Origin of the sequence: Myroides phaeus (assembly GCF_900099675.1) — a bacterium.
Classification (GTDB): Bacteria; Bacteroidota; Bacteroidia; order Flavobacteriales; family Flavobacteriaceae; genus Flavobacterium; species Flavobacterium phaeum.
Genome location: NZ_FNDQ01000010.1, coordinates 79,486 through 105,086, shown reverse-complemented (window position 1 = coordinate 105,086; position 25,601 = coordinate 79,486). Strand labels below are relative to the sequence as shown.

Annotated in this window: 16 protein-coding genes; 7 read left to right on the top strand and 9 right to left on the bottom strand. The window is 33.9% G+C overall.

Features of this window, described 5'->3' with window-relative positions:
• Positions 1–633 precede the first annotated feature (633 nt).
• From BLT46_RS06960 to BLT46_RS06930, 7 genes are all read right to left on the bottom strand, one after another.
• Positions 634–1,281: a helix-turn-helix domain-containing protein gene (locus BLT46_RS06960; RefSeq protein WP_176770738.1), complete on the bottom strand. Its 648-nt coding sequence runs from the start codon at positions 1,279–1,281 to the stop codon at positions 634–636.
• A gap of 530 nt (positions 1,282–1,811) precedes the next feature.
• Entirely contained in the window at positions 1,812–2,744 is a 933-nt protein-coding gene (locus BLT46_RS06955; protein ID WP_090408274.1) for a PorP/SprF family type IX secretion system membrane protein, read from the bottom strand.
• An 11-nt stretch (positions 2,745–2,755) separates the two neighbouring features.
• Complete coding sequence (locus BLT46_RS06950) at positions 2,756–4,042, bottom strand: T9SS type B sorting domain-containing protein (protein WP_090408271.1); 1,287 nt, start codon at positions 4,040–4,042, stop codon at positions 2,756–2,758.
• A gap of 24 nt (positions 4,043–4,066) precedes the next feature.
• Entirely contained in the window at positions 4,067–5,554 is a 1,488-nt protein-coding gene (locus tag BLT46_RS06945; protein WP_090408268.1) for a CshA/CshB family fibrillar adhesin-related protein, read from the bottom strand.
• Positions 5,555–5,558: 4 nt separating this feature from the next.
• Positions 5,559–8,066, bottom strand: coding sequence for a hypothetical protein (locus BLT46_RS06940; RefSeq protein WP_090408265.1), 2,508 nt, complete (start codon positions 8,064–8,066; stop codon positions 5,559–5,561).
• 18 nt (positions 8,067–8,084) lie between these two features.
• Positions 8,085–11,027, bottom strand: a complete 2,943-nt coding sequence (locus BLT46_RS06935) for a hypothetical protein (RefSeq protein WP_090408262.1) — start codon at positions 11,025–11,027, stop codon at positions 8,085–8,087.
• Between the two features lie 26 nt (positions 11,028–11,053).
• Positions 11,054–15,685: a hypothetical protein gene (locus BLT46_RS06930; protein WP_090408259.1), complete on the bottom strand. Its 4,632-nt coding sequence runs from the start codon at positions 15,683–15,685 to the stop codon at positions 11,054–11,056.
• Positions 15,686–16,721: 1,036 nt separating this feature from the next.
• Here BLT46_RS06930 and BLT46_RS06925 point away from each other — a divergent pair.
• From BLT46_RS06925 to BLT46_RS06910, 4 genes are all read left to right on the top strand, one after another.
• Positions 16,722–17,582, top strand: a complete 861-nt coding sequence (locus BLT46_RS06925; RefSeq protein ID WP_090408256.1) for a helix-turn-helix domain-containing protein — start codon at positions 16,722–16,724, stop codon at positions 17,580–17,582.
• Positions 17,583–17,678: 96 nt separating this feature from the next.
• Positions 17,679–18,998, top strand: a complete 1,320-nt coding sequence (locus tag BLT46_RS06920; protein ID WP_090408254.1) for a TolC family protein — start codon at positions 17,679–17,681, stop codon at positions 18,996–18,998.
• 19 nt (positions 18,999–19,017) lie between these two features.
• The gene (locus BLT46_RS06915; protein ID WP_090408251.1) at positions 19,018–20,148 is read left to right on the top strand and encodes an HlyD family secretion protein; all 1,131 of its coding nucleotides are present in this window, start codon (positions 19,018–19,020) and stop codon (positions 20,146–20,148) included.
• Between the two features lie 40 nt (positions 20,149–20,188).
• Entirely contained in the window at positions 20,189–21,769 is a 1,581-nt protein-coding gene (locus BLT46_RS06910) for an MFS transporter (RefSeq protein ID WP_090408248.1), read from the top strand.
• 86 nt (positions 21,770–21,855) lie between these two features.
• On the opposite strand, the gene BLT46_RS06905 is transcribed toward BLT46_RS06910, so the two are convergent.
• A complete protein-coding gene (locus tag BLT46_RS06905; protein WP_090408246.1) occupies positions 21,856–22,623 on the bottom strand; it encodes a sulfite exporter TauE/SafE family protein in 768 nt (255 codons plus the stop codon).
• Between the two features lie 282 nt (positions 22,624–22,905).
• Here BLT46_RS06905 and BLT46_RS06900 point away from each other — a divergent pair, with 282 nt between their 5' ends.
• The 3 genes from BLT46_RS06900 to BLT46_RS06890 are packed head-to-tail and all read left to right on the top strand — an operon-like array spanning position 22,906 to position 24,704.
• A complete protein-coding gene (locus BLT46_RS06900; RefSeq protein WP_090408244.1) occupies positions 22,906–23,241 on the top strand; it encodes a PadR family transcriptional regulator in 336 nt (111 codons plus the stop codon).
• Positions 23,242–23,271: 30 nt separating this feature from the next.
• Entirely contained in the window at positions 23,272–23,988 is a 717-nt protein-coding gene (locus tag BLT46_RS06895; protein ID WP_090408238.1) for a hypothetical protein, read from the top strand.
• An 11-nt stretch (positions 23,989–23,999) separates the two neighbouring features.
• Positions 24,000–24,704 carry a hypothetical protein gene (locus tag BLT46_RS06890; protein WP_143021874.1) on the top strand — a complete coding sequence of 235 codons (705 nt, stop codon included), beginning with the start codon at positions 24,000–24,002 and terminating at the stop codon, positions 24,702–24,704.
• Positions 24,705–24,819: 115 nt separating this feature from the next.
• On the opposite strand, the gene BLT46_RS06885 is transcribed toward BLT46_RS06890, so the two are convergent.
• Positions 24,820–25,554, bottom strand: a complete 735-nt coding sequence (locus BLT46_RS06885) for an MBL fold metallo-hydrolase (protein ID WP_090408233.1) — start codon at positions 25,552–25,554, stop codon at positions 24,820–24,822.
• Positions 25,555–25,601 lie beyond the last annotated feature (47 nt).

Sequence of the window (25,601 nt, the reverse complement as noted above, 5' to 3'; positions counted from 1 at the left end):
TCTTAAAATGATTACTCACAAACAACATTTCTCTTCAAAAACACAACACCTTGAAAATCAACCCCACACATTTACGCATTCGCAAAACAGAAAATCGAACAGTAGAAGTTTTAATAATAAAGTATTTTATATTCTTTCATATAACTTATTCCCTCCTCTTTAAGCATAGCACGAAAATGCAAAATAAACTCTCTCACACCTCAAAAATGCCAAAGTGATTATTTTAATATCAAATGCACTAAAAAACAATTATTGCCTCCTCTTCAAACACTTCTATGAGTATTGTCTGAGAGCCCTCTGCGTATTCTCCGACTAAATACCTCTCAGCCCAGTATTCTCCGAGGATTGTCGGACTATTGTCGGAAAATTCCCTTTTAAGACACATTTAAAAGCTAAATAATTACAACTAAAAAACCAACAATAACAACCATAAAGGCCTTATTACCAGTGTTTTACACACATAAATACAACTACTTTTATCCTTTTACAAAATAGTAGTATTTCCTACATTTTTAATAAAAAATAGGCCTAAAAAGGCCTTTTTGATCCCATTTAAGGTAAAAAACCCAAGTTTTTTACACAAAAAAAGGACCTTACTTAATGTAAAATCCTTTTGTATTTCTAACCGAAAAATTATATTTCTCCATTCATTACCTTATTTTTAAACTCCGTTGGTGTAATTCCCACAAAATGCTTAAAGTACTTATTAAACGTTGTTTTCGAATTAAAACCAGAATTTACAATAACACCATCAATCAATAAATCTTGGCGTTCTTGCATAATTTTCTTTGCATACTTAATGCGATAACTCGCTACTAAATTGTAAAAATTAACCCCCATTGTTCTATTCAGTGTTTCAGACAACTGAGCCTTTGTAAAATTTAGCTCCTTTGCCAACATTTCAACTGTGAAATCACGATCTAAATACAACGTACTCTTTTCAAAAAACTCAACTACCTTACGACTGTCTTCTGTACAAATTGGCAAGGTATCATATTGCAACATTGGCTTTACTTTTTCCAATACCAAGTTTGATTGATTAATTCCAATTACCTCGTGACAGTCACAGTATGACAACCTAACCAAAGTAACAATGGAATAAATTAACCCAACTCCAACAGTTGTAAAAAAGAAAGACTCAAAAACAGTGTTGTATTCTAACTCGTGATAAATGTAGGTCAATTTTGAAAAGTTAACCGTCGTCGCTGCTATTAAAACAAAAGAAACAACCAATATATAGTTTAATTCCATTGACGTTACTACATCCTTGCGTTCTTGCACCTCTTTTATCTCCTTGAAAAGGCAAAATAAATTAGTAACATTACAGCATACAACTGTTATAAGCAAATACATCTGATTGTAATACAACAGATAAAATAAGGAGCTGAAAAAGACTAATAACAAAATACCAAAGCGCACGCTATGGTGCTTTCTCATTCTATGTTTTAAAAAGAACAATAATAAAAAGCCTTCCAAATAAATAAAGTACAAAGGTGCACCTATAAATTTAGTTACAATGCTGTAAAGAAAAATAACTATTGAGAAGACTATTAATAATCTAAATTGAGAGATAGATCTCTCGGGCTTTAACTGCATAAATTTGATGTGGGGATTAATTTTAAACTTAGCAGAACATATAGTTGGGGATGCTCTGCAACAAGTGAAACCGACTAAGTAGTCTACTTGTTTTATTTGATTCTACTACTATTACAAAGAGCTCCCCGAAAGAAGCTCTATTTATTAACGTGTAATGTTATTATTTATTCTTTTCTAATAAGGAAATTAACAAAGCCTGCTTTAATTTATCTTTTTTAGAAGAAACGCGGCGTGTTAATTCTTCCTGTACGACTGAAAATATCGAAACGCAAGAAGATCTCATGCGAACCAGAATTATAATTTCTCAAAGAAGTTGTATCTGCATCATAAGCATAACCTACAAACAGATTATCATTCACTTGGAAACCTGCTAAAGCACTTACAGAAGCATCCCAACGATAAGCGGCACCTACAGTAAACTTATCAACGATTAAGAAGTTCGCTGTTAAGTCAACCTGCAAAGGAGCTCCCTCTACCGCCTTCATTAAGAAAGCAGGTTTAAACTTCAAACTTGGGTTTAAATCAAAAACATAACCTCCCATAAAGTAGAAGTTTGCTTTTTGACGCATTGTTTCTACATCGTTATCATCATATCTATCCGAAGTTAAAAAATTCGGAACTGACAATCCAAGATAAGCTTTGTCTGAATACAAATAAAGACCAGCCCCTAAATTTGGCGTAAACTTATTGTTTATATTCGTTTGAGAAACAGGATCAGAAGGATTGTGAATATTCAATTTTGTATAATCTACATCCAACAAATTAGCTGTTCCTTTAATACCGAAAGCTAACTTATAATCTCTGTTTAAATCAATTGCATATGATAAATCAACAGAAATATTATTTTCATCCATTGCCCCTAATCGGTCGTTAGTGAAATTAACACCTAATCCCAATCCGCTTTCTCCCAAAGGAGTTGCAACAGAAACATTAGCTGTTTTAGGTGCGCCTTCTAATCCTACCCATTGTGTTCTATACATACCAAATACACTAAGAACACCTCTTGACCCAGCATAAGCAGGGTTAATATTGTTCGTATTGTACATATACTGCGTAAACTGAGGATCTTGTTGCGCATGCATTTGACTGAAACAGCCTACTGCAAGTAGGCTAATTCCAATCTTCTTTATTTTATTATGAATACTCATAAACTCTTTTCTTAGTTGTTATCTAAATGTAAATATCCAGATTTTTTAATCATTTTAGAACCACCAGCATCTTTATGCTCGTAGCTAACAATGTAAAAATACGTACCTGATGGTAACTTTTCATTTTTGTTTACAGTAACACGACCTTCTGAATACCCACGGAAAACATTCCCGTTACTATCATAAGCCTTAGTTTCATAAACCTTCACCCCCCAACGGTTGTACACTTCCACTGTATTATTTGGAAACTTATTGATGTTGTCTATTAAGAAATAATCGTTCTTATCATCTCCGTTAGGTGTTACTAAGTTATAAATAACTATATCACCATCCAATAGCAATTCTCTTTTTATAGTAGCCAGGGTAAAGAATCCATATCCTTTTACGGATGCCGCAGTAGTAATTTCTTTTTTATCCATATCAACTACTCCTCCTTCATCAACCCAAACTTGCTGTCTTGCATCCCAACGAACAATGTGTAATTCCTTTTCTGGATCTTTTAACAACTCAGCAGGTGTCGTACGTTCATCCCAACTTAACGTTAGCATAATACCACGCTCACTATTGTCATTCCCTTTTTCAACAGTCCAATACTCGCGTTCATTTAGTAAATTAATTACACCCGATTTTCCTGAACGAGCTCTAAAGAAATTCTTGTCGTCAAGAGAGTATTTTCCTTCAAACGCATCCTTTATATTCTCAGGCGCACTTATACGTGCATAACGGTAAATACCTTTATCTCCTTTTGGATATTGAAATTCTTCATTTCCCTTTTTCTCTACGAACCCCTCAGCGTGACTTCTATCCTTTGGATGTAACGCTTTAGAACCTTGATGAAATGTAAGTGCCCCTTTTAGAGAGTCCACTTTAATAATCCCATCTTTAAAATCCATAGAACCATTTACGTTCATTTCGTTTTTAAGATCAAAGGCAACATAGTTTTCTGCATTATCCAAAACCACATCAAAAAACTCTGTTGGTTTAGATCCAGAAATTACTTGTTTCCCTTTTTCATTTTCGTAGCGAGTAAAGATTGCTTTAGACTCTTTCGCTCCATCACTATAATAATATAAATTATCATTGTTAAAGTTGCTATAGTAATAAGCTGTACCATCGTTTTTTACTTTACCATCCGCAGTATTATCAAAGTCATAAACAGTAGACAAAACTCCACCTTCAGCAATAGAGATTATCCCTTCATTTAGCAACACCTGATCTTTCTTATCCTTTTGTGCAACAATTGCACTTGGAGCCATTAAGCCAACAAGCGCAACCTTAAATAATTTTTTTGATTGCATAATTCTATTTATAAACTTAATAACTTATCTACTTTTATTTGGTAACATTGGGTTAGAACGCGCCGGACCTAAAATATAGATCTTATGATCCTCTACTTCACCACCAGTTGCTATCCCAATTGGACTCTTTACCTCAGATTCATTATACCCAAATCGAAGACGTACAAAGGTACTGCGAATAACTCGATTTACAGGTACAGTCCACACCATTTTTACACTACCTTTGTCTGCTTTTGGCGCAAAAACAGTAACCCTTTCATCATCATCAAACACCCCGTTTTGATTGAAATCTATCCATCCTGAAATCCATCCTTCTTTAAACGCTGTATATCCAATTTCTGCTTCAATTTTATCTCCTTTTTTATAAAAAAGTTTATGAGAAAAACGACGTAATTTCTCTGGCCAAGCATCCTCTTCATTTGGAACTGCAGTTCCAGAATTATCGTCACCTAAAGCATCTTTAGAATACATTTTCTGAGTATCCCCATCCGCAGCAGTTGTACCCAAGTAATTATTAATTCCTGATTGAAGATTTCCAACTTTATAAGCATCACTATTTAAATTCACCTTAACTGGCTCTCTATCACTTACTTCATTCACAGAAACATTATCATTTGTGGGAACATAAGACTCTAACATATGTATAGCATCACCATAACTTTCAGGAGCATCCCCCATATCTAAACTTGGCGGAATTAACCCTAAAGCAATTGCTGTTAATCCTCCTCCTTTTAAATAAACATCAAACTGAACTTCATATCCATTCCCTTTATAAGCATCATTATTAAAAGTCATAAAGGCAACTGCTCCAGTATCTTTATCATTCCCATTTAAAAAATGTAACTTTGTCAATCCCTTTGCATCCTTTGTCTTTAGTACTTCATAAGCTCCTTTACTTAGATTTTTTTGTAAATCAACAATAGTCCAATCTCCACTTCCAATTGCATAAAATTGTTCTTTTTCGGCTAGAGATTCAGCATCACCAATTACCATCCCACTCAAGCGAACAGGTTTATCTTCAATAGTAGCTTTAGCAGTGATTGTAAAACGCACTTGACCTGCAATTTGTGTATTTCTAAGACCACTAATTAACTTATTTCGAGTACCAGTTCCTCCAATATTATACATATCATCCATAGAATCCCCAGAGTAATTACCAGGAGCATAACTATTTAAATAACCTCCCCATTCAGGAACAGAACTCCAACCTTTGCCACTTGCATATTCCAAATTACTAATAACTGCGGCTATTTTTAAAAACCTACCTCCTCCTAAATCAATTTTAGCATAAGAAGCCGAACCATTAACAATTTGTACATTGTGCTTTCCATATGTATCATACACAGATTGAGCTCCCCAAGTTAACCAAAGCACTTTATCCTTATGTTGACTCGAACCTCCCGTGGCGTAAGCCGCTGTTATAAAAGCTCCTTTAGGAATAATATCTTGACTATAAGCATTACTCCCTATCAGAAGTAATGCTAATAATCCTATATACAAATATTTTCTCATATTTTTATTCTTTAACAGCGAATACAATATTCATAAAAGAACCTATTGTAACATCTGCATTTGGAGAAATTTTATATGTTAACTTTCCTTCCTTTGTTATATTTACATTTGTAAAAACAGTAGAATCATACCACGTTACATTATAAATAAGCTCCTCTTTAGGTAACACTGGCAATTTAAAGTTAGCTTCACTCGAAACTCTTGGGCTACCAAATTGCGCCGTATAATTAGCATATAAATCTACAGTATATATACCATTAGCATACGTAACATTAGGCGTAACTTCAGCCGATATTTGATCAGCTGCAGTTGGCATAACTACAGATGGCATATAGAAAAACTTCGGCATTGCTGCTTTCAAGGCTTTAATTGTTTTTAAAACACCTTTACTATCAGCAACAACAATATTATCCGTAGCTGTACCTTTTATTTCATTGATTTCATCAATTTTCACGTGTCCATGAACTACATTCAATGCATTATAAGCAGAAGTCTCTCTCTTTGCTTCTTGTAATTCTCCAGCTCCATAATTTAATAGTCCTACTTTAAAAGTATCATCTTTATCTAATGACATTCTTACTCTTCTATCTAAACTAAATCTGATTCCGCTATTAGTAGCATTACCTGAAACATTAGATGAGAATTCAAGACCAGCGCTACCTCCTGAAGAAGAAATTTGTCCTACCGAATTAGGATCTTGAAAAACATAAAAATTGCGTCCTAACGAAGTAAGCTGTAAAGTACTTCTTTGAGTACTTGTTATTTGAATACTATTTTCTGAAGAGGTTTCATTCTGTCCCCACTTATTATTATAAAACCTAATACTTGCATCGCCATCTTTAAAACTCAATGACTTTCGATCCATATTAACCGTACGATTACCTGCCAAAGTACCATCAACATTATAGATATTAGTGTCCTTATCAGCAGCAGGTGTTGTCCATTTTACTGTTTTGTTATCACCTTCTCCTTCAACAGTTAATACTTGTCCTTTTGTAGCTCCATTTGTATCAATAGCTACATCATAGAAAACTTCCTTACCATCTTTTTCTGGAGTCGCTTTCCCGTCTGAAACAATAACTCCATTACCAGCTCTAACAACTGTATTAACTTGATCTTTTAAAATCTCTTCCTTATTAATACTTACTTTGTACTCCGTATTATTATTATTAACAGTAGGTGTAACAGTAACAAGCTTCTCTGTGCCAACAACAGTTGTTGTTTTTTGTGCTCCTTGTATAGCTTCCTGAGAAACATTTACAGCGTATGTAGTGTGTTTTCCTCCTTCAGCAGGTGTTTTAGTAACAGTTGTATTTGTTCCATTTACAACCTCCACCGTTTTTTGACCAGCCTGAATAGCTGGTCCTAAATCTACAGATGAAGAAGTAACACCGTTAACAGATGTAGTGATATTTGTACCATCAACATTATTTATTACGCTTTCAATCAACGATAATTCAGAAGACTTACCATTTACATTTGATACGATTGTATTACCATTTGTACTTTCCTTTTTAGTAAGAGTGTTTGTTGTTGGAGAAATAACAGATTGATCAACCCATTTAGTTGTAGTACCATCAGTAATCAATACTTGTCCTGTACTTCCTGCTGTAATTTGATCATTAGTTACTTTCCCTCCTATATTCTGTAAACTTAACTTCTTTTCATCAACATCGATTGTGAATACTTTCAATGCAGCTCCTTTTGCTCCTTCACTTAACACAACCTTATCGCTTGCAGCAGTTACATCTTGTCCTATTACATTAGAAGATGCTAAGTTTTCATACTTAACCGATCCATCCTTCTGAACAACAGCAACCTTACCTTCATCTTTCGGATCTGCTACTAATTTACCAGCAGTTACATTTTTATCAGCTAAATCTTCCGTTTTTACTTCTCCATTTTTAATTTGCGCAGAAGTAATAGATTCGTTTTTAACTCTTAAAGAAGTTTCTACAAGCGTAGCATTCAAACCACCTGTAACCACTTCAATAGTAGCATTATCCCCATCTGCTGCAGACAAATTCTTAGCATCACTTAATTGTGAAGCCGTAATAGTAGTTGGTGTCCAAGAAGTACCATCATACATTAAAACCTGATTAGCGATAGTTGGAGCTCCTATTACAGATACACCCTGAATAGCAACAACCTTTGTTTTTCCTGTTTTTCCTACAGCATCACCTACTAAAGTAATTTCAGTAACATCAGATTGTTTTGCAAAACGTACCCAACGATCATTATCCCAATAGTAATAACCTGGAGTTACGTCTTCGTGAGTATTTTCATTATATACCATCAATGACTGGGCTGGTCCATTAATAGGGCTTTCCCCATTAGTAGTTTTAACTAAACCTACACGTGGAATTAACAAACCTCTTTTAGGAGATGTAATATCTACTGCTGCAGATTTATGTGGCTTATCCGTTCCGAATCCTTGTTGTGCATGAGCTTGCTCAGCACTTAAAGAAAGTACTAAAGCAAGTCCTGCATATCCTATATAAGATTTTTTCATTTTGTTGTGTTTTTTTAATTAGTTACGCCCTACAATGATCCATTTAGTACCGTTAGATTTAATAATCCAACCTTGGAATGGCATTGCTCCGTAAGTTAATTCTGTCCCATTTGCTTTGATATTCAAATAAGCAGATGGCTCTACTGTATTCACAATTTTCACACTAATTGTTTGTCCTTCTGCTCCTGATGGTGCTGGTAATTCTAAATCAATGTCAGTAGAACCTATTTGTACTTCTATTACCACCTCTGGTGTTAGAGGACTATATCCATCTATTTTAGAAATATTAGTAGTTGAACTAATTACTGTTGGACTCATTGATTGATTTACAGTTGCTAAAACTCCTTCACCATTTACCACTACAACTTTATTAGCTCCTGTTGCAGGTTGTAATCCTTTAATTGCTAAAGTATTTGTCTTATCTGAAGTAATTTCAGTTGGACTTGTTAGTGTTCCTCCTAATGTGATGTTATTTTTATTATCCTTAGTTAAACCATTATTTGCTGTAACAGTATTTCCCAGTTCTCCGGCAGGAACCCATTTCGTTGTCTTTATATCAGTACCAGTAGTAACTAACACCATTCCATCTGTTGCACCTGGAGTAATCTCAATACTTGCAGCGTGTAACAATGCTTTATCTCCATCTTTAACTGTAATACTTGTTGATGTTAATCCTTTACCTTGTGTTGCAGATATATTTTCAACATTTACAGTAGCTACTCCATTTACAAAATTAATTGTTGGGGCTGTATCCGCTTCTTTCACAACACCAGCTATATCCTTTCCATTTGCATTAGCAATAGAGATAGTATAATCTTTACCACCTGTTGTATTATCAGTTCCAGCATTAATAGCAATTGGCCCCTCTCCTTTAAACGTATCTTTATTATTTAAAGCAGATTGCTCAGTCCAAATAACTTCTCCTTTTTCATTTGTAACTAAAACTTTTGAACTACCCTCTGATTTCATATCCACAGCTTGAATAGTACCATCTGCAATCTCATCTGATGTAACTGCACCTGTAGCAATATGGTCTGCTGTAATCTTATCTTTACCTATGTTTAACTTAACATCAGCTAATAATGAATTAGTCGCTGTTGTTTCTTTTGCTTCACCGTTCTCTCCAATTACAATAACTCCATCAGTTGTTAATGTCTTTCCTAATGTAGTAGAAACATTTTGATAGGTAACTTTACCATCTTCACCCGCTACTGGAACAGTTCCTTTATCTGCTTTCGTTACTGTACCATCAGCATTTGTAGTACCTGCTGTCATTTTATCAGCTGTAACTGCTCCACCAGATAAATCAGATGTTTTTACTTCTCCATCTTTAATTTTTTCTGATGTAATTGCATTATCAGCAATTTCAGTAGTTGTAATACTTCCTTCTTTAATACTCAATTTAGTTTCAACTAAAACTGAATTAGGCCATTCTGATTTTTTATCATCACCAACAACAATTTTACCATCAGTTGTTAATGTCTTTCCTAATGTAGCAGAAACATTTTGATAAGTAACTTTACCATCTTTTCCTGCTACTGGAACAGTTCCTTCTGCTGCATAATCAACTTTACCTTCTCCATTAACAGTACCTGCTGTCATTTTATCAGCTGTAACTGCTCCACCAGCTAAATCAGATGTTTTTACTTCTCCATCTGCAATTTTTTCTGATGTTATTGCATCTTTAGCAATTCCTAAAGTCACATCTTTTAATAAAGAACTTGCAACTGATAAATCTGTTCCTTCTTTATCTCCTGCTGTAACTGTAATACCTGCTCCTTTTAATGTTTTAGCTTCTAAATTTCCTTTAGAAATAGCATCTTCTACAAAATCCTTTGCCGAAGCTTGTTTTAAAACACCATCTTTATCTGCAACTACAATATTATTAGTTTCTGTCGTTTTACCAGCATTTTCTAAACCTGCAATTGCTAATGTATTTGTCTTATCTGAAGTAATTTTAGTTGGACTTATCAGTATTCCTCCTAATGTGATGTTATTATCTTTATCCATAGTTAAACCATTATTTGCCGTAACAGTATTCCCTAATTTAGAAGCATCAACCCATTCAGTCGTGGTATTATCTCCATCACCTTTTGTAACAAGAACTTGACCTGCTTTACTACCTCCTTTAATATCAATAACTACATCTTGTAAAAGAGCATTTTTTCCTTTTTCACTAACAACAATAGAACTTGAAGTTAACCCTCTTCCTGTAATATCTCCATTCTTGATAGACTCTTCAATTAATGATTTAGGAGATGTAATTTTTAAAATTCCATCTGCCCCCATCACTACGATCTTTTGCTCTTTCCCATCAAATTTATCAGAAACATCTGTTAATCCAGTAATTGCTAAATTCTTTCCATTTCCAGTACCAATAGTCGTTAAGTCTTTAGTTAAAGCTCCACCTAATTCAAATTGGCTATTTCCGTCTTTATCATTAACTACAGTTAAACCATTTGTAGCACTAACAGCATTAGATACAAACTCTTTTGGATCAACCCAAACCGTTGTACTATTACTACCATCTATCTTAGTTACCAAAACCTTTCCGTCTTTATCACCTCCTTTTACACTAACTTTATAATCAGTTGTATTAAGCACTGAGCTATCTACAACAACATCTACATTTGTACCTGCTGTTACAGTAACAGTTTTTTCAGTATTAGAAGCTACGAAACGCACCCATCTATTATTTTCCCAGTAATAGAAACCTGGCGTTACATCACCTGTCTTTGTAGTATTATACACTAACAATGACTCAGCTGGTTTTGTAACTGGACTTGCTTCTCCTGTATTTTTTAATTCAATACGTGGAATCAATAAACCACGTTTTGAAGAAACGATATCTACAGCTGATGATTTATCTGGAGCATTTGTTCCAAAACCTTGTTGAGCTGATACGTTTGTAGTTGCAAGAACTGAAAATGCTACTGAAGCAGATAATATTAATTTTTTCATGTGTTTTGTTATGTTAAGTAAGGTGATTATAATTTATTAACGATTATCCACTGTGATCCGTTAGAAACGAAGTCCCATCCAGAATATGGCAAGGCTGTATAAACCTCTTGTAATCCTTCTATCGCTCCGAAAACAGTTACATAGTTATCTTCGTTCTTATCTTGTTTTTTAATTGTGTATTTTTTTCCTTTATTCGCTGTGTTAGCTGTTGGTAAAGTAATCGTTACATCTCCATTTACTGCATTCCCTAAGATGATTACATCATCAGTCAACACATCATATTTACCATTTACTTCTTTGATCGAGTTTGTTGTCATTAGATTAACAGACAACTCTCCTTCTTGAGAAATAATAACAGTTGGATTTGTTTTTGCTTCTTTTACTAAACCTAAAACAGACTCGGCATTATTAGCAGCTCCTTTTGCTGTGGCAACATTTACATTCCAAATTGTGTTGTTAGCATCTTTTGGATCAACTTTACTTTCAACTGTAGTATTTGTACCATCTACTAAAACAACTGTTTTTTGATTTCCTTGTACTACTGTTTCAAAATTTTGATAAGTAACGTTTCCATCTTTATCTGCAATACCAACTCTTCCTGCTTCTCCAGTTCCTGCTGTTAGCTTATCTGCTGTTACATTTTTATCAGCAAGCTTAGCTGTTGTAACATTACCGTCTGCTATCTTAGCTGTGGTAACTGCATTATCAGCAAGTTTGTCTGTTGTAACATTACCATCAGTTATCTTAGCTGTGGTAACTGCATTATCAGCAAGTTTGCCTGTTGTAACATTACCGTCTGCTATCTTAGCTGTGGTAACTGCATTATCAGCAAGTTTGTCTGTTGTAACATTACCATCAGTTATCTTAGCTGTGGTAACTGCATTATCAGCAAGTTTGCCTGTTGTAACATTACCGTCTGCTATCTTAGCTGTGGTAACTGCATTATCAGCAAGTTTGTCTGTTAAAATACCTTGGTCTGCAATTTGAATTCCAGCATTAGCCAGTAACTTTCCTGTTCCATTACTTTTATCAGTAAACTCAAGACCACCAGCTACAGTTAAATCTCCTTTTGTACTTTCAACTGCCTTAATGTTTTTTAACAACTCTTCTAAAGCACCTTGAACATCTGTTGATGTAAAGCCTCCTTTATTATCAATTGCTACATTAGAAGCATTCATATCTATTGAACCAATTACAACTCCTTCAGCATTTTTAAACTCATATTGATGTGTTGTCTTATTCAATTCAACTGAAACTTCTTTTGGATCAATATTAACTCCAGTAGCACCATTAACTGGTTTACCATCTGCTCCTACTTCTTTTTCATTATAGTAAGTATAAGAACCATTTGTATTTTTAACTAATACTGTAACTGTTTCGTTAGCTTTCACAGCATCGGTTAAAGTTTCATTTGTTTTTTCAGCCCAACTAACGTTTCCGTTCTTATCTGTAACTAAAACAGTACCGTTACCTCCTTTTTCAAATTTACCAGTACCAATACTTCCTTCTTTAATTCCAACTGATACATTAGCCAATAATTTGTTAGTTCCATTTGTACCACCTACAAACTCTAACTCTTTTGATAGTTCTAAATCTCCTTTAGTTGTATTAACTGTATTAGCTAATTTATCTATAGCGTCTTGCACGTTATTCGCTCCTAACTTAGAGTTCGTATCATCAAATCCAGTTGCTGATGCATTGGTATCTATTGATGTGATTTTATCTCCTTTTCCATCAACAAAAGTGTAAACACCATCCTTTTGTGAAGCAGTAACCTCATTCAACTTCAATGTTGTTGCCTTTCCTGCAGCATCAGTAAACTTCAACGAGTTAGTTTTATCGTCATATGATAAAGAACCAACACTTAAAGCAACTGTTTCTGTGATATTAGCTTCGTTTGTATAGGTTAATGTATTGCTTGCATTATCATAAGACAAAACAGTCACTGTCTCGTTAGCTGAAACAATCTCTTTCAATACCTCATTTTTCTCATTACCCCAAGTAACGTTTCCATTCTTGTCTGTAACTAAAACAGTACCCTTATCTCCAGCTTGAACTTTATCTGTTGTTACAGCTCCTTTAGCAATCTTAGCCGTTGTAACAGCATCAGCTGCTAACTTATCTGTTGTAATAGCACCATCCTCTATAGACAACGCCATATTCTTTAACACAGAATCAACTAAACTTGCTTTGCCATTAATTAAGATACCTGTACCGCTCAATTCTCCTTTCGTACTTTCAACCGCACCTATTTTCTCTAACAACTTCTCAATTGCTCCTTGTACATTAGTACTTCCCAATTGCGTTTTACTATCATTGAAAATAATTGAACTCGCATTTGTATCAATAACAGCTAATGGATTTTTAGTCGACTTATCTGTGAATGTATATACACCATCTTTCACTGAAATTGTCAATGTATTGGCATCAAAAGTCAATCCTTTCGCATTTGCTTTTAATTCGCCATTCAAATCAAAATCAGCTTCATTATAATAAGTGAATGATCCATTATTATGATCAACAATCTTAGTAACCGTTTGGTTCTTTTGAACCATCTCTTTGATTAAATCGCTTTCTGGTTTTGCCCAACTAACGTTTCCTTCTTTATCTGTTACTAAAACATCTCCTTTATTTCCTTTTTTGATTTGAGTTAATTGTAACTCTCCTCCTATTTTAGCTAAATCAAACTTCTCTTGGTTCACTGTTAATGTTACATCTTTCAATACAACTCCAGCTCCATCAGATACAGTTAATAAATCATTAGCAGAATCTAATGTTTTTCCATCTACATTAGAAGCAGCAATGTTTTCATATTTCACAGTTCCGTCTGCTTGTACCACAGGAACCTTTCCTTTTTCAGCAGCAGTAGCTCCTAATTTATCAGCTGTAACAGCTCCTTTTTGAAGCATCTCAGTTGACAATTTATCTTTTAAGCTTTGTGTTACCCCTATACCGTTAACAGTAGAAACTAAATCAGAACCAGTTAATACTAATGTATTTGTAGTAATTGCATCTTTTGCAGACCATACTACATTACCTTTTGCATCTACAACTAACACATCACCTGCATTACCTTTATACAATTGTGACAGATTAAGCAAACCACCTAAATTCTCAAGGCTAATTGCCTTTTCATTTACTGCTAACTTTGTATCTTTTAAAACAGCTCCTTTACCATCAGTAACAACAATAATATTGTCGCCACTCAAATTCTTACCATTTAATGCAGTTTCTAAATTCACACTAAGGTTTCCATTAGCATCAACGTCTAATCCGCTACCAGCTTTTACAACTCCAGCCACATCTTTAGTTGCAGTTGGAACATCTAATGTATAAGTAATCGTATTTCCATCGATAACTTTAGCTACATTGATATTAGAGCCCCCGCGAACTTCAGAAACAAACTGATTGTTTTTAACCAATGCATCTACATCAATCTCGTGTTCTTTATCATCTTCATCACTAAACACCAATTTCTTAGTTGATGCATTATACACTAATTGTGTCAATGTTTCCTCCACATCTACAAATGTCTTTAACACATTGTACAAGTCTTGGTCTGTTTTAGTTTTTATCACTTCAGTAACATCACCTACAACAGTAATATTAGATGTAGCTCCAGCTTCATTAGTATAAACATACTTACCAGCTTTCTCACGTACTAAAGTTGTAATAGTTTCTTTCCCTTTTACTAATTGTTCAAGGCTAACAATGTGTTTCTTTCCGCTATTATCAACGTATTGAAACTTATCTCCGTCATAGTAAACGTTCCCTCCTACATATGTATCTCCTAAAACACTAACCAACTCTTTTAAAACATCACCGTTATTTACGATTTTGTTGAATTGATTAATTACATCAGCAGGTACATTAATCGTAGTCTTTGTATTATTCTCTGATATATATTCGTAAGTACCATTCTTGTTATCCACAAGAGTAGTAACAGTCTCGTATTTTTTTACAAGATCTTTAATCTTAACAGTACCGTTTACATTACCCGCTTCATCTTTAAAAACAATCGTTCCTTTATCCTCGTCTGTAATTATAGTACTAACTGTTTCAAATGACTTAACAGCCCCTTTAATATCAATAGTAACAATAACTTTTTTCTCATCAGAATACGTCAAAGCACCAGTAACTTTATCGTAAGCTAAAACAGTCAATGTTTCATTTGCTTTAACAATATCGCCAAGCTTGATTTCAACCTTTTTACCACCCTCAGTTATGTGGTATAATTTATCTCCTTCATACACTACATTTCCAGTAGTATTATTCACGATATTCTTAATCAGATTTTTCACCTTGTCTCCTTCCAGATTCAAGATGTTTTCAAATTGATTTACAACAAGCGCAGGAATTTCAGAGTCCGCTGTTAGGCGTTTCCAAACTTGGCGTTTAGCATCCCAATAGTGGTATCCTGGAATAATATCCTCTTGCTTTACAGTTGCGTAAACAAGTAAACTTTCAACATTACCATTTGTGATTGTACTCTTATCTGTGGTGCTTTTTAATGGTACTTGTGGTATCAATAAACCTCTATTTGTTGAAGCTACAGTAAGCTCAGCAGATTTGTTTGGTGTTGATGTACCAACCCCTACTTGCGCATTAATCGCAAGAGATGACATTAGCAAGCCAGCAGAAATTAATCTTTTGTTCATAAGGTCTTATATTGTGTAGTTTTACAATTCATATATACTTCGCGATTTTGAAACATTACTCCATAACGCGCGCAATAAATATTTATGCAAAGATTGCACTATTCACTTTTAAATGTGTTTCATTTTATAAAAAAGATGTACTTCCCAATAAAATGCAACGCAGTGCATCCTTTGATTTATAACGGTTTACAAAAAAATACTATTTTTAGTAATGAAACTTCTAAATATTTTTACATACAATGTAAAAACACCATTTAAAATTTCTAATCCTACAAATAGTACTCTTTTTAATTTTTAAAAGAAGAGAAATAAACCGTTATTCTTAATTCTCCCTTTTGCTATTTCAATACCCTTGCTTTTACATAAAACAGCATCAGTATTTAATAGAGTACTTGTTTTTTACATATCAATAAACACTTCGTAAAAAACTATTATTTCTGATTTTTTCATCCTTAAGACACACAATTCTCATTAGGTCACAATTGAAATTACACAAAATCACATTTTATGAATAATTAACAATATCACTTATATAACAACTGAACATCTCAACCTTATACAAAAAGCATTTTACGTTTAAATATTACCAACTAACAACCATTTTAACTAAGAATAACATAATTCTATAAAAAATAAAATCTTTGAAAAATATTTTATTAGCGGTATTTTATCTTAAGTAATAACACACACTAAAAAGTCTGCAAATATACTAAATACAATACTTTACAACGATATAGCAATATAATTTTTACAATAAAAAAGATATATAAATCAATTAAAACACTCCTTCTTCACTAAAAAAGGGTTTACACTTTTCACACCACTTACTATTTTATGTTAAAAAAAACTCATTTATTGCTAAACACTCCCTAACTCGCCTTCTACTCATACAAATAAATCACAAAAAATATCTTGTAACAGAAGTTGAGAAACTACCTTTAACAGAGAAATAAAGGAAAGTATTGATTCTTTTTTATTGACTCAATCCTTTCGTTTTTTTGGTAAATTGCAACTCTAATATTCAATTAATCTTGCTTTGAAAAACACAGATTCAAATACAAATAATCCTTTCCAAGAAGTAGTCGTAAATGACGAAAAAACGATCTTTGAGATCGTTCCCGTTGGTCATCCTTACCGCCCTATTCGATCGTCAATTTTATTTGTAAAAAAGGGACGTCTACTATTCAAAGAACAGATTACAGAAATTGAAGCAACCTCAAATACAATTATTCTTTTTGATAAAAAATATGTGTATGAAACCATAGAAATGAGTGAGGATATAGAGTTAAGATTAGTAAGCTACAACTTGGAGTTTATCCAAAAAATAGCACTTAAACTCAACAAACTTAAAGTATATGATAATTTAAAAAGACAGCTAAAAAGAAGCTTTACTACAACTCCTGAAGAATTAGAATTGTTCTGGCAAAACATTCGTATGCTTAACTATTACATCAAAAACTTTCATAATATTGAGTATGCAAGAGAGATTGTAGAAAACTACTTCAATATTATTCTATATCACCTTGTAAGTATTACTTCTCCTAAACATCACGATAGTTTAAGCCAAATGACTACACAACAAGCTATTGCTTACAACTTTCTTATTTTGGTGTCTGAAAACTATTTACACGACAAATCAGTGCAGTTCTACGCAGATCAACTCCGTATTTCTATACGCCATTTAAGCACTGTGGTTAAAGAAATTACAAGTAAAACTCCAAACGAGATTATAGGCGAGTTTATTCTAAACGAGGCTAAAGCACAATTATCAAGCACAACAAATCCTATTAGAGAAATTGCTGAATTACTCAAATTTAGCGATCAATATGCTTTTGCTCACTTCTTTAAAAGACATCTTAACATTAGTCCAACTCAATATCGAGCGCAGTTCAAATAAACAAAATAATACTTTCAGACATCTTTATCCGTTTTTTAATCATTTTACAATGTATTGCCACGACTTAACTTTGCACGTTTAAAATGATTAGAGAAAATGAAATATTCCCTGCGTAAATGCTTCTATGGAATAAGTGCTCTTTTATTATCGTCTGGTATCTCTTATGCCCAAAACGGAGTAAAAGAACTTACTATTGAGGAAGTTATACAACTTGCTCTTGAAAATCACCAACAACTAAAAGTTAACGAAAAGAATAAAGAATTTGCTGCTCAGCAAACGAAGGTTATTAAACAACAACGCCTCCCAAGCCTTACAGCATCAGCTACTGCCACCTATATTGGTGATGTACAGATATTAGACAAGGACTTCAGTAAGGTTATGACAAAAGATATGCCTCACTTTGGAAATTCCTATGCAATTCAAGCATCTGAGCTACTATACAAAGGTGGTTTGATTAATAAATCAATCGAAATGTCTGAAATGCGTGAACAACTGACGAATCTCGACTTCGAAAAGGACCAGCAAGCTATTAAGTTTCTTGTAATATCTAACTATTTGGATATTTATAAATTGGTCAATCAAGAACAGGTTTACCAAAACAATAAAAGACTGGCTAATATTCGCTTAGAAAATGTTACTCGCTTTTACAATGAAGGTATGATGACCAGAAACGAGGTTATCCGTGGTGAATTGGCTTTGCAAAACATTGACCAAGCATTGTTAGTGGTCAATAACAATACCTCTATTTTAAACTACAACTTAGCGTTTGCTTTAGGATTACAACCTAATACAACCCTTATTCCGGTGAGTGAAGTAAACAATAAGGCATTAGAAGGAGACTTTTCTTACTATCTGCAATTGGCTTATGAAAACCATCCTATGCTGGCTATGGCACAGAAAAGCGTAGAGTTGGCACAAAAGAAAATCGAAGTAGCTAAAACAGATAAATACCCAGCACTTGCCGCAGTTGGTGGTTATAATATGACAAGACCTATAACAACGGTAAACCCCGTAATGGATATGTATTCTAACGCTTGGCAGGTAGGTGTCTCTCTTAGTTATAGCTTAGACAACCTATACAAGACTAAAGGAAAAGTGAAACTGGAAGAAATACACAAATCTCAAGCAGACGAATCACTTATCTTATTGTTACAAAACATAGAAATGGGTGTAAATGCTGCTTATACCAAATATCAAGAGGCTGTTCAAAACGCTAATCTATTGAAAAAGAGCCAACACTTAGCTCAAGAAAACTACCGAATTATTGAAGCTAAATACTTAAACCAGTTGGCAATTCAAGCCGAGATGACTGATGCTACAAATGCTAAGTTAGAAGCGGAATTACAGTATGCTAATGCACAGATAAACGTATTGTTTCAATACTACAATTTAATCAAATCAACAGGAACACTTTAATTAATGTTTGCAATTACAAATGGAAAATAAAGACAACATAGAAACTCCAGAAGTACAGGAAACTCAAAAACCAGCTGCTGCTGCTTCCAATACAGGGATTAACCACAAACAAGAAATCGGTAAGAAATCAAAGATTATTATCATTAATGTAATTACTTTTTTAATTATCGCTTTGGCTTTTTATTGGTTATTGACCAAGTACTTCCATATTGGTGATAAAGATTATACTGAATCTGCACAGGTTGAAGAATTTATAAACCCAATTAACACAAGGGTATCTGCTTATATTAAAGAGATTAGATTCATTGAACACCAAAATGTAAAGAAAGGCGATACATTGGTTATTCTTGACAATCGCGAAATATTAACGCAAGTAGGACAAGCAGAAGCTGCATACGCAAGTGCATTAGCGGCAAAGCAAGTTACCTCATCTGCTATTCAAACAGTTTCTAACAATATTGCTGTTTTTGACTCTAATATAGAAGGAGCTAAAGCGAGATTGTGGAATGCGGAGCAAAATAGTAAACGATTTAAAAATTTACTGGAAGCTGAAGCTGTAACACAACAACAGTATGACCAAGTAAAAACAGAATATCAGGCAGCTAAAGCAGGATACGAGGCCTTGACAAAACAAAAAAGTACAACGCAACTTTCGGTTTCTGAAGTGCAAACGCGCTTAGCTTTAAATGACGCTGATATTCAACGTACTAAAGCAATGCTTGATATGGCAAAGTTAAATCTTTCTTACACTGTTATTACTGCTCCTTATGATGGTACAATGGGGAGAAGATTAATCAACGAAGGCCAATTGCTTAACCCAAGTCAGCAAATCGGAACAATCGTTTTAAACAACAACAAATGGGTTACTGCTAACTTCTTAGAGTCGCAAATGCCAGATATTCAAATTGGAACTAAAATCAATATGAGTGCTGATGCGCTTAGAGGACAAAGTTTTGAAGGAGTTGTAACAGCTATTTCAGCAGCAACTGGAGCAAGATATTCAAGTATGCCTACAGATAACTCAACGGGGAATTTCGTTAAAGTTCAACAGCGTATTCCTGTGCGTATTGAGTTTACAGATACTAATAAAAAAGAAGATGTAGAAAGACTAAGAGCAGGGATGAATATGAATATCCAAGTAAAAGGATAATCCCCTCGCCTTTTGGTTTTTAATTAAAAATATAAAGTAAATGTATAATCAAGGATTATTTCACAATTGGGTTCCTAAACCTGTTATGCTCTTACTGATTATCCTGATTGCCTTAGTGTTCTTTTCTTTAAGCGGAATTTACACTACTAATATAACCTACTTAGTGGGTAGTACGGGGGCAATGTCCGAATACTATATGTGGGCAAACTATGCTAACGTAGTAGGAATGGGAACTGTAATGCCCTTGGTAATTCGTATAAAAGCAAGATTCAGAACTAAAGAGATACTTATCACTTCTTTGGTGAGCATCGCTTTTCTGTTTACCATAATGGGTACAACCCACCAACCACAGGTTATTATTGGAGCTTCGTTCTTAGTGGGTATGTTTAAAATGCTGGGAATGATGGAGGTATTACTTCCTTTAATGTTCCTCTTGAGTAAAGGAGGAAATAGAGGATTGTTTTACAGCATATTTTACTCTGGAATACTAATAGTTACCCAACTATCAGGTTACCATATCGCTAAAGTTTCATACTACCTCAACTGGCAGTTTGGATACTTACAATACGCTGCTATGTGTTTAATTACTGCCTTAATCTGCGTAATCTTTCAACATAACCAACGCTTTATGAAAAAGGTACCCCTTTATTATATCGACTGGTTAAGTGTATTGTTGTACAATAGTTCGTTCATCATCTTAGGGTATATCCTATCCTTTGGAAAACAACAAGCGTGGTTCAATTCTGATAAAATAAAGTATGCCACAGCTACCTTTATCATTTTGGCATTCCTCTTCTTTTTGAGACAACAACTATTAAAAAGACCATTCTTATCACTTAAAGCATTTAAGAAAAACAACGTAAGACACGCTATCTTGATGTTGTTCTTTTTAGGAATGTACTTAGCTACAACCAATATACAAAACATCTTTGCAGTGGGAGTTTTGGGATACAACCCCTTGACAAACGCCTCACTAAACGTAATGATGGTCCCTGGTTTACTTGTTGGTGCAATAGTATGCTATAAATGGTTTAGCCGTCAAATACCTATCCGTATGCTTGCGTTCTCGGGATTTGCCTCGTTTATGATGTATACAGTAATAATGTACTTCTCAATGGTCCCTGAGTTCAACTATGAAAACTGGCTATTGCCAATGTTCTTAAAAGGCTATGGTATGGGAGTATTGTTTATCGTAATCTGGTATTACGCATTAGATAAGTTAGACATTCCAAGCTTGTTGAGCTTGATTGGTTTCATCCTTTTATGGAGAACCTTCATCTCTTTAGGTATTTGTTCTTCTTTATTCAATTGGGTACAATACCAGCTACAATTACAAAGTTTAACCAACTTAGCGGTGTATTTTGACGACGCCTTACTGTTTAGACCTAATAATGGCATCAGTTTAAAAGCAGTGCAAATAAACGCTGTTTTAGCTGCAAACAAAACCTTATTTGGTTATATAAACATCGCGGGAGTGGGTATTTTACTCTATATTTTATTTCACCACTTTGGGCGTACAAGAGATATAAAAATACGCTTTGGTTTAGATAAAATGGGCCGACTATTTATGAGTAAAAAAGACCAAGAATTAATAGAAAACCAACTTCCGATGGAAGACTAAAAATAACTTTTTTGTACTTTAGAAAAGCCCTGATCACTACGGTGTCAGGGCTTTTCGCTTTATATTATATGACTAACTCGTGGGAGTTAAAACTCAAATACTTCATAACCAAATCTACAGATGGCAACGAACATAATAAACAAGAAGATATAACGTACCCATTGTTGTCCTTTCAAAATAGCCAACTTCGCACCACAGTATCCTCCTACTCCATTACATATCGCCATTGGAATTGCTATTTCCCATATAATCTGTCCTTTCAACATAAACAAACAAATACTACCAAAATTGGTAGCAAGGTTAATCATCTTAGCATAAGCAGAGGCTTTAAAGAAATCAAAACCGACTAAAAAGATGAACCCCATAATAAAGAATGTTCCTGTAGCTGGACCAATGAAACCATCGTAAAAGCCCACAAATAAAGCAATTATTATTCCGTATTTATACTTGTTCTTATCTGTTACAGCACTTATACTTTTTCTTGCAAAGTCTTTTCGCACATACGTAAACACCCATAGTAACAAAAGTATTCCAAACAAGAGCGGTTTCATAAAGTCATTATTGACAATAGTCAAGGTATAAGAACCAAGAAACGCACTCCCAAAGGAAATAGTTGCTAATATTCCGAAGTACTTCCAGTTTATCTTAGCCTTTTTCAGATACTGCCTTACCGCCATTGCTGTTCCTGAGAAAGCCGGAATCTTCAATGACCCGATTACAGTCGATACTGGATAAGTGGGTAGTAATGCCAATCCTAACGGGGTTTGTATTAACCCACCTCCTCCTGCAATGGCATCTATAAAACCAGCACAGAAAGCTACAATACACAAGTAGAATAATATGTCTATTTCCATTTTTTTATCAAAACACAAAGGTATATCGAAATGTTTGTTCTACTCTTTTTTTATTCGTTTATTTCTATTCTCCACTACGAGTACTTGCTACATATAGTATCCTTATGTATAGTCCTACTCCTTGTTTTTAGTTCACAACAAGAATAATTAAGCAACTCAACCTGTTTGATATAGCTAACAGACCTCAATGTCCTACATCGATAATAAGTGATTAAAATCAATACCTAAGTATTTGATGTATCAGTTTTATTTCTATATTTGTCATACATAAGAATCTTAAGTATGAAAAAGCAACAACAATTATACAAAGGAAGCCTTAGCGCAATTATAATGAAGTTATTGGAGCAAAACGGGCGAATGTACGGTTATGAGATTACGCAAAAAGTAAAAGAAGTTACAACAGGTGAAATGAGTTTAACGGAAGGGGCACTATACCCTGCGCTACACAAATTGGAAGCAGATGGTTTCTTGGATGTTGAAATGGAACGCGTAGATGGCCGTGTGCGCAAGTATTATAAGCTTACGGAGTCTGGGGTAAAGGAAACAGATAATAAAATGGAGGAACTGGAAAGTTTTATCCGAAATATGCAGAATATCGTCAACCTAAAATTGACATAATATTATTGAAAACCAACATTGCTATTAATTATGACACAACTAACAAATAGACAAATAGACTATATACGTAAAGTAGTTCAAAGTAATGGTGCTTACTATTATGAGGTAACAGAGGAATTAACTGATCACCTAATTAGTAGTATTGAAGAACTTTGGAATGAAGAACCTCTTTTATCATTTGAGCAAGTATTTCAAATTCAGTTCAATAATTTTGGTAAGGACAACTTCTTAAAAATAAAGAAAGAAAATGAGAAAATGCACTTCAGTATTTATAAATCAATGTTTTTAAAGGAAATACAATCTTTCTTTAGATTACCACAAATTACAATAACCATCGCTTTCTTATTAACTGCCTTTGCTTTTCTTACTAAAATAAACAATCTTTTTTTTACGTTACTATTCTTAGTATTAGCATTAGGTTCACCTTATTTCTTAAACATAACACTACAAACTAATAACAATAAGAATCCAGTAATCAATGAAAGATTAAATATTAAGCAACGTTTTTTAATCGACGAAACATTTAGACGTGTAGTTTCCTCTATAAATGCTACAAGCGGATTTATATATTTAATTATTAGTATAATTCCTCGTTATCAGCAATTTACTTACTTAATTGATACATTAGCTTATAACATCGTATTTGCTTTTTGTTTTACGTTACTAGCACTAACTAACTATATATGCTGGTTTGTACTTTATCCTCGATACAAAAAAGAAAAAGAAAATATATTAAAAATCACATAACACCTCAGCTTATGACACAACTAACAGAACAGCAAATACAGCAGATTCACCTTTTTGTGAAAAAGCACTATGTTGAACACTATGACGTAGAATTGGAATTAGTAGATCACTTGGCAAATGGTATTGAGCAACAGTGGACTATTGACAACAATATCACTTTTGACAATGCTCTACAAATTGAGTTCAAGAAGTTTGGCGTGTATGGGTTCTCTGATATTGTAGAAGAAAAGACAAAACGACTAACGGGGAGTTATATAAAGCTGCTATTTAAAACATTACTTGGCTTTTTTACCTTTCCGAGAATTGTATTGACCACTGCCTTATTTTTACTGTTATGCTTAATAGGTAAAGTATTTCCCGACAATGCTGCTGAAATATATAGCAGTTTACTGCTAATAACCTTTCTAATATATGTACTCCTTGGGATACAGTGGCATTACGCTATCCGTAAATTGTGTAAAATCACAAACAAGAAGTTCCTTATTTCTTCTATTGCGATACAAGGATTCGGTCTCCCTATTATAGGAGGAATGTTTACACCTTTTTTGACTGAATTATATCGCACTACAGAAAATAGTTCATTGCTTTTTCAAACTATTTTATACAGTTTTTTAATATTGGTTTTCGCACTATGTACCTTTATTACTACCTTTACAATCAGACCATTAATACGGAAAAACATAGAAGATACTATTCATAAATATAAACTAACCTAAAACTACTATTATGATTACTTTATTAACTGCTGTAATCAGGTATATGATCACATTAATCATGTCCCTTTTTTAGGATTAAAAAAAAGCGCCAACTTGTATAGTTAGCGCTTTCTTTTTACTTATCTATTTCAAACGAATAACTCGTCATATCCATATCGTGATAAAACAATACGATCCATTGTTCTTCCTTTGCACGTACTTTCCAATCTTGGCGTAACTGCATAGCTCGTTTACCATCGTAATCACTCTTAAACGCAATATCAAAGTCTAAGTAATTTCGCTTTGGCAAATTATCTGCACCGTAAAAGTACGTATGCTTACCATCCTTCATCCAAAACACCTGCATATAAGGAGAATGTCCTCCAACAACCTCATAGGTGATATTATCGTCTAAACGGCCTTGATCATCATCCATCCACACTATATTAGGTAAATCTAACACCTCCTCTAAAATATCGTAATCAAAAGAAATATCATCTTGTTGTCTTATAGCAAACTCTGCTTCGCGACGTTGAATATAAATATCCGCATTAAGATAGCGACATTCATATCCCGCATCAGTTTCTACTAACAAACCATTAATATGATCTTTGTGCAAATGTGATAAATAAATGCGATCTATAGTTAGAGGAGTTATTCCTTCTTTTGCTAAAATAGTATCTATGATATACTCTCCGTTCTCATTATATCCAAGACCAACATCTAACAAGATGTTATACTCCTCTGTCATTACCAAAAAGGGTTGCACTGCTAACTGAATTTCCGTCGTTAGTTGCTTGCCATTAATCAATAAAAAGTCCTTTATCTCATCTTCATAGAAGTCTCCTTCTTTACAGGGAATAATTCTCATAACACTATTTACTTTTACTTTCAAAGTTTACAAAGGTAATCTGCATA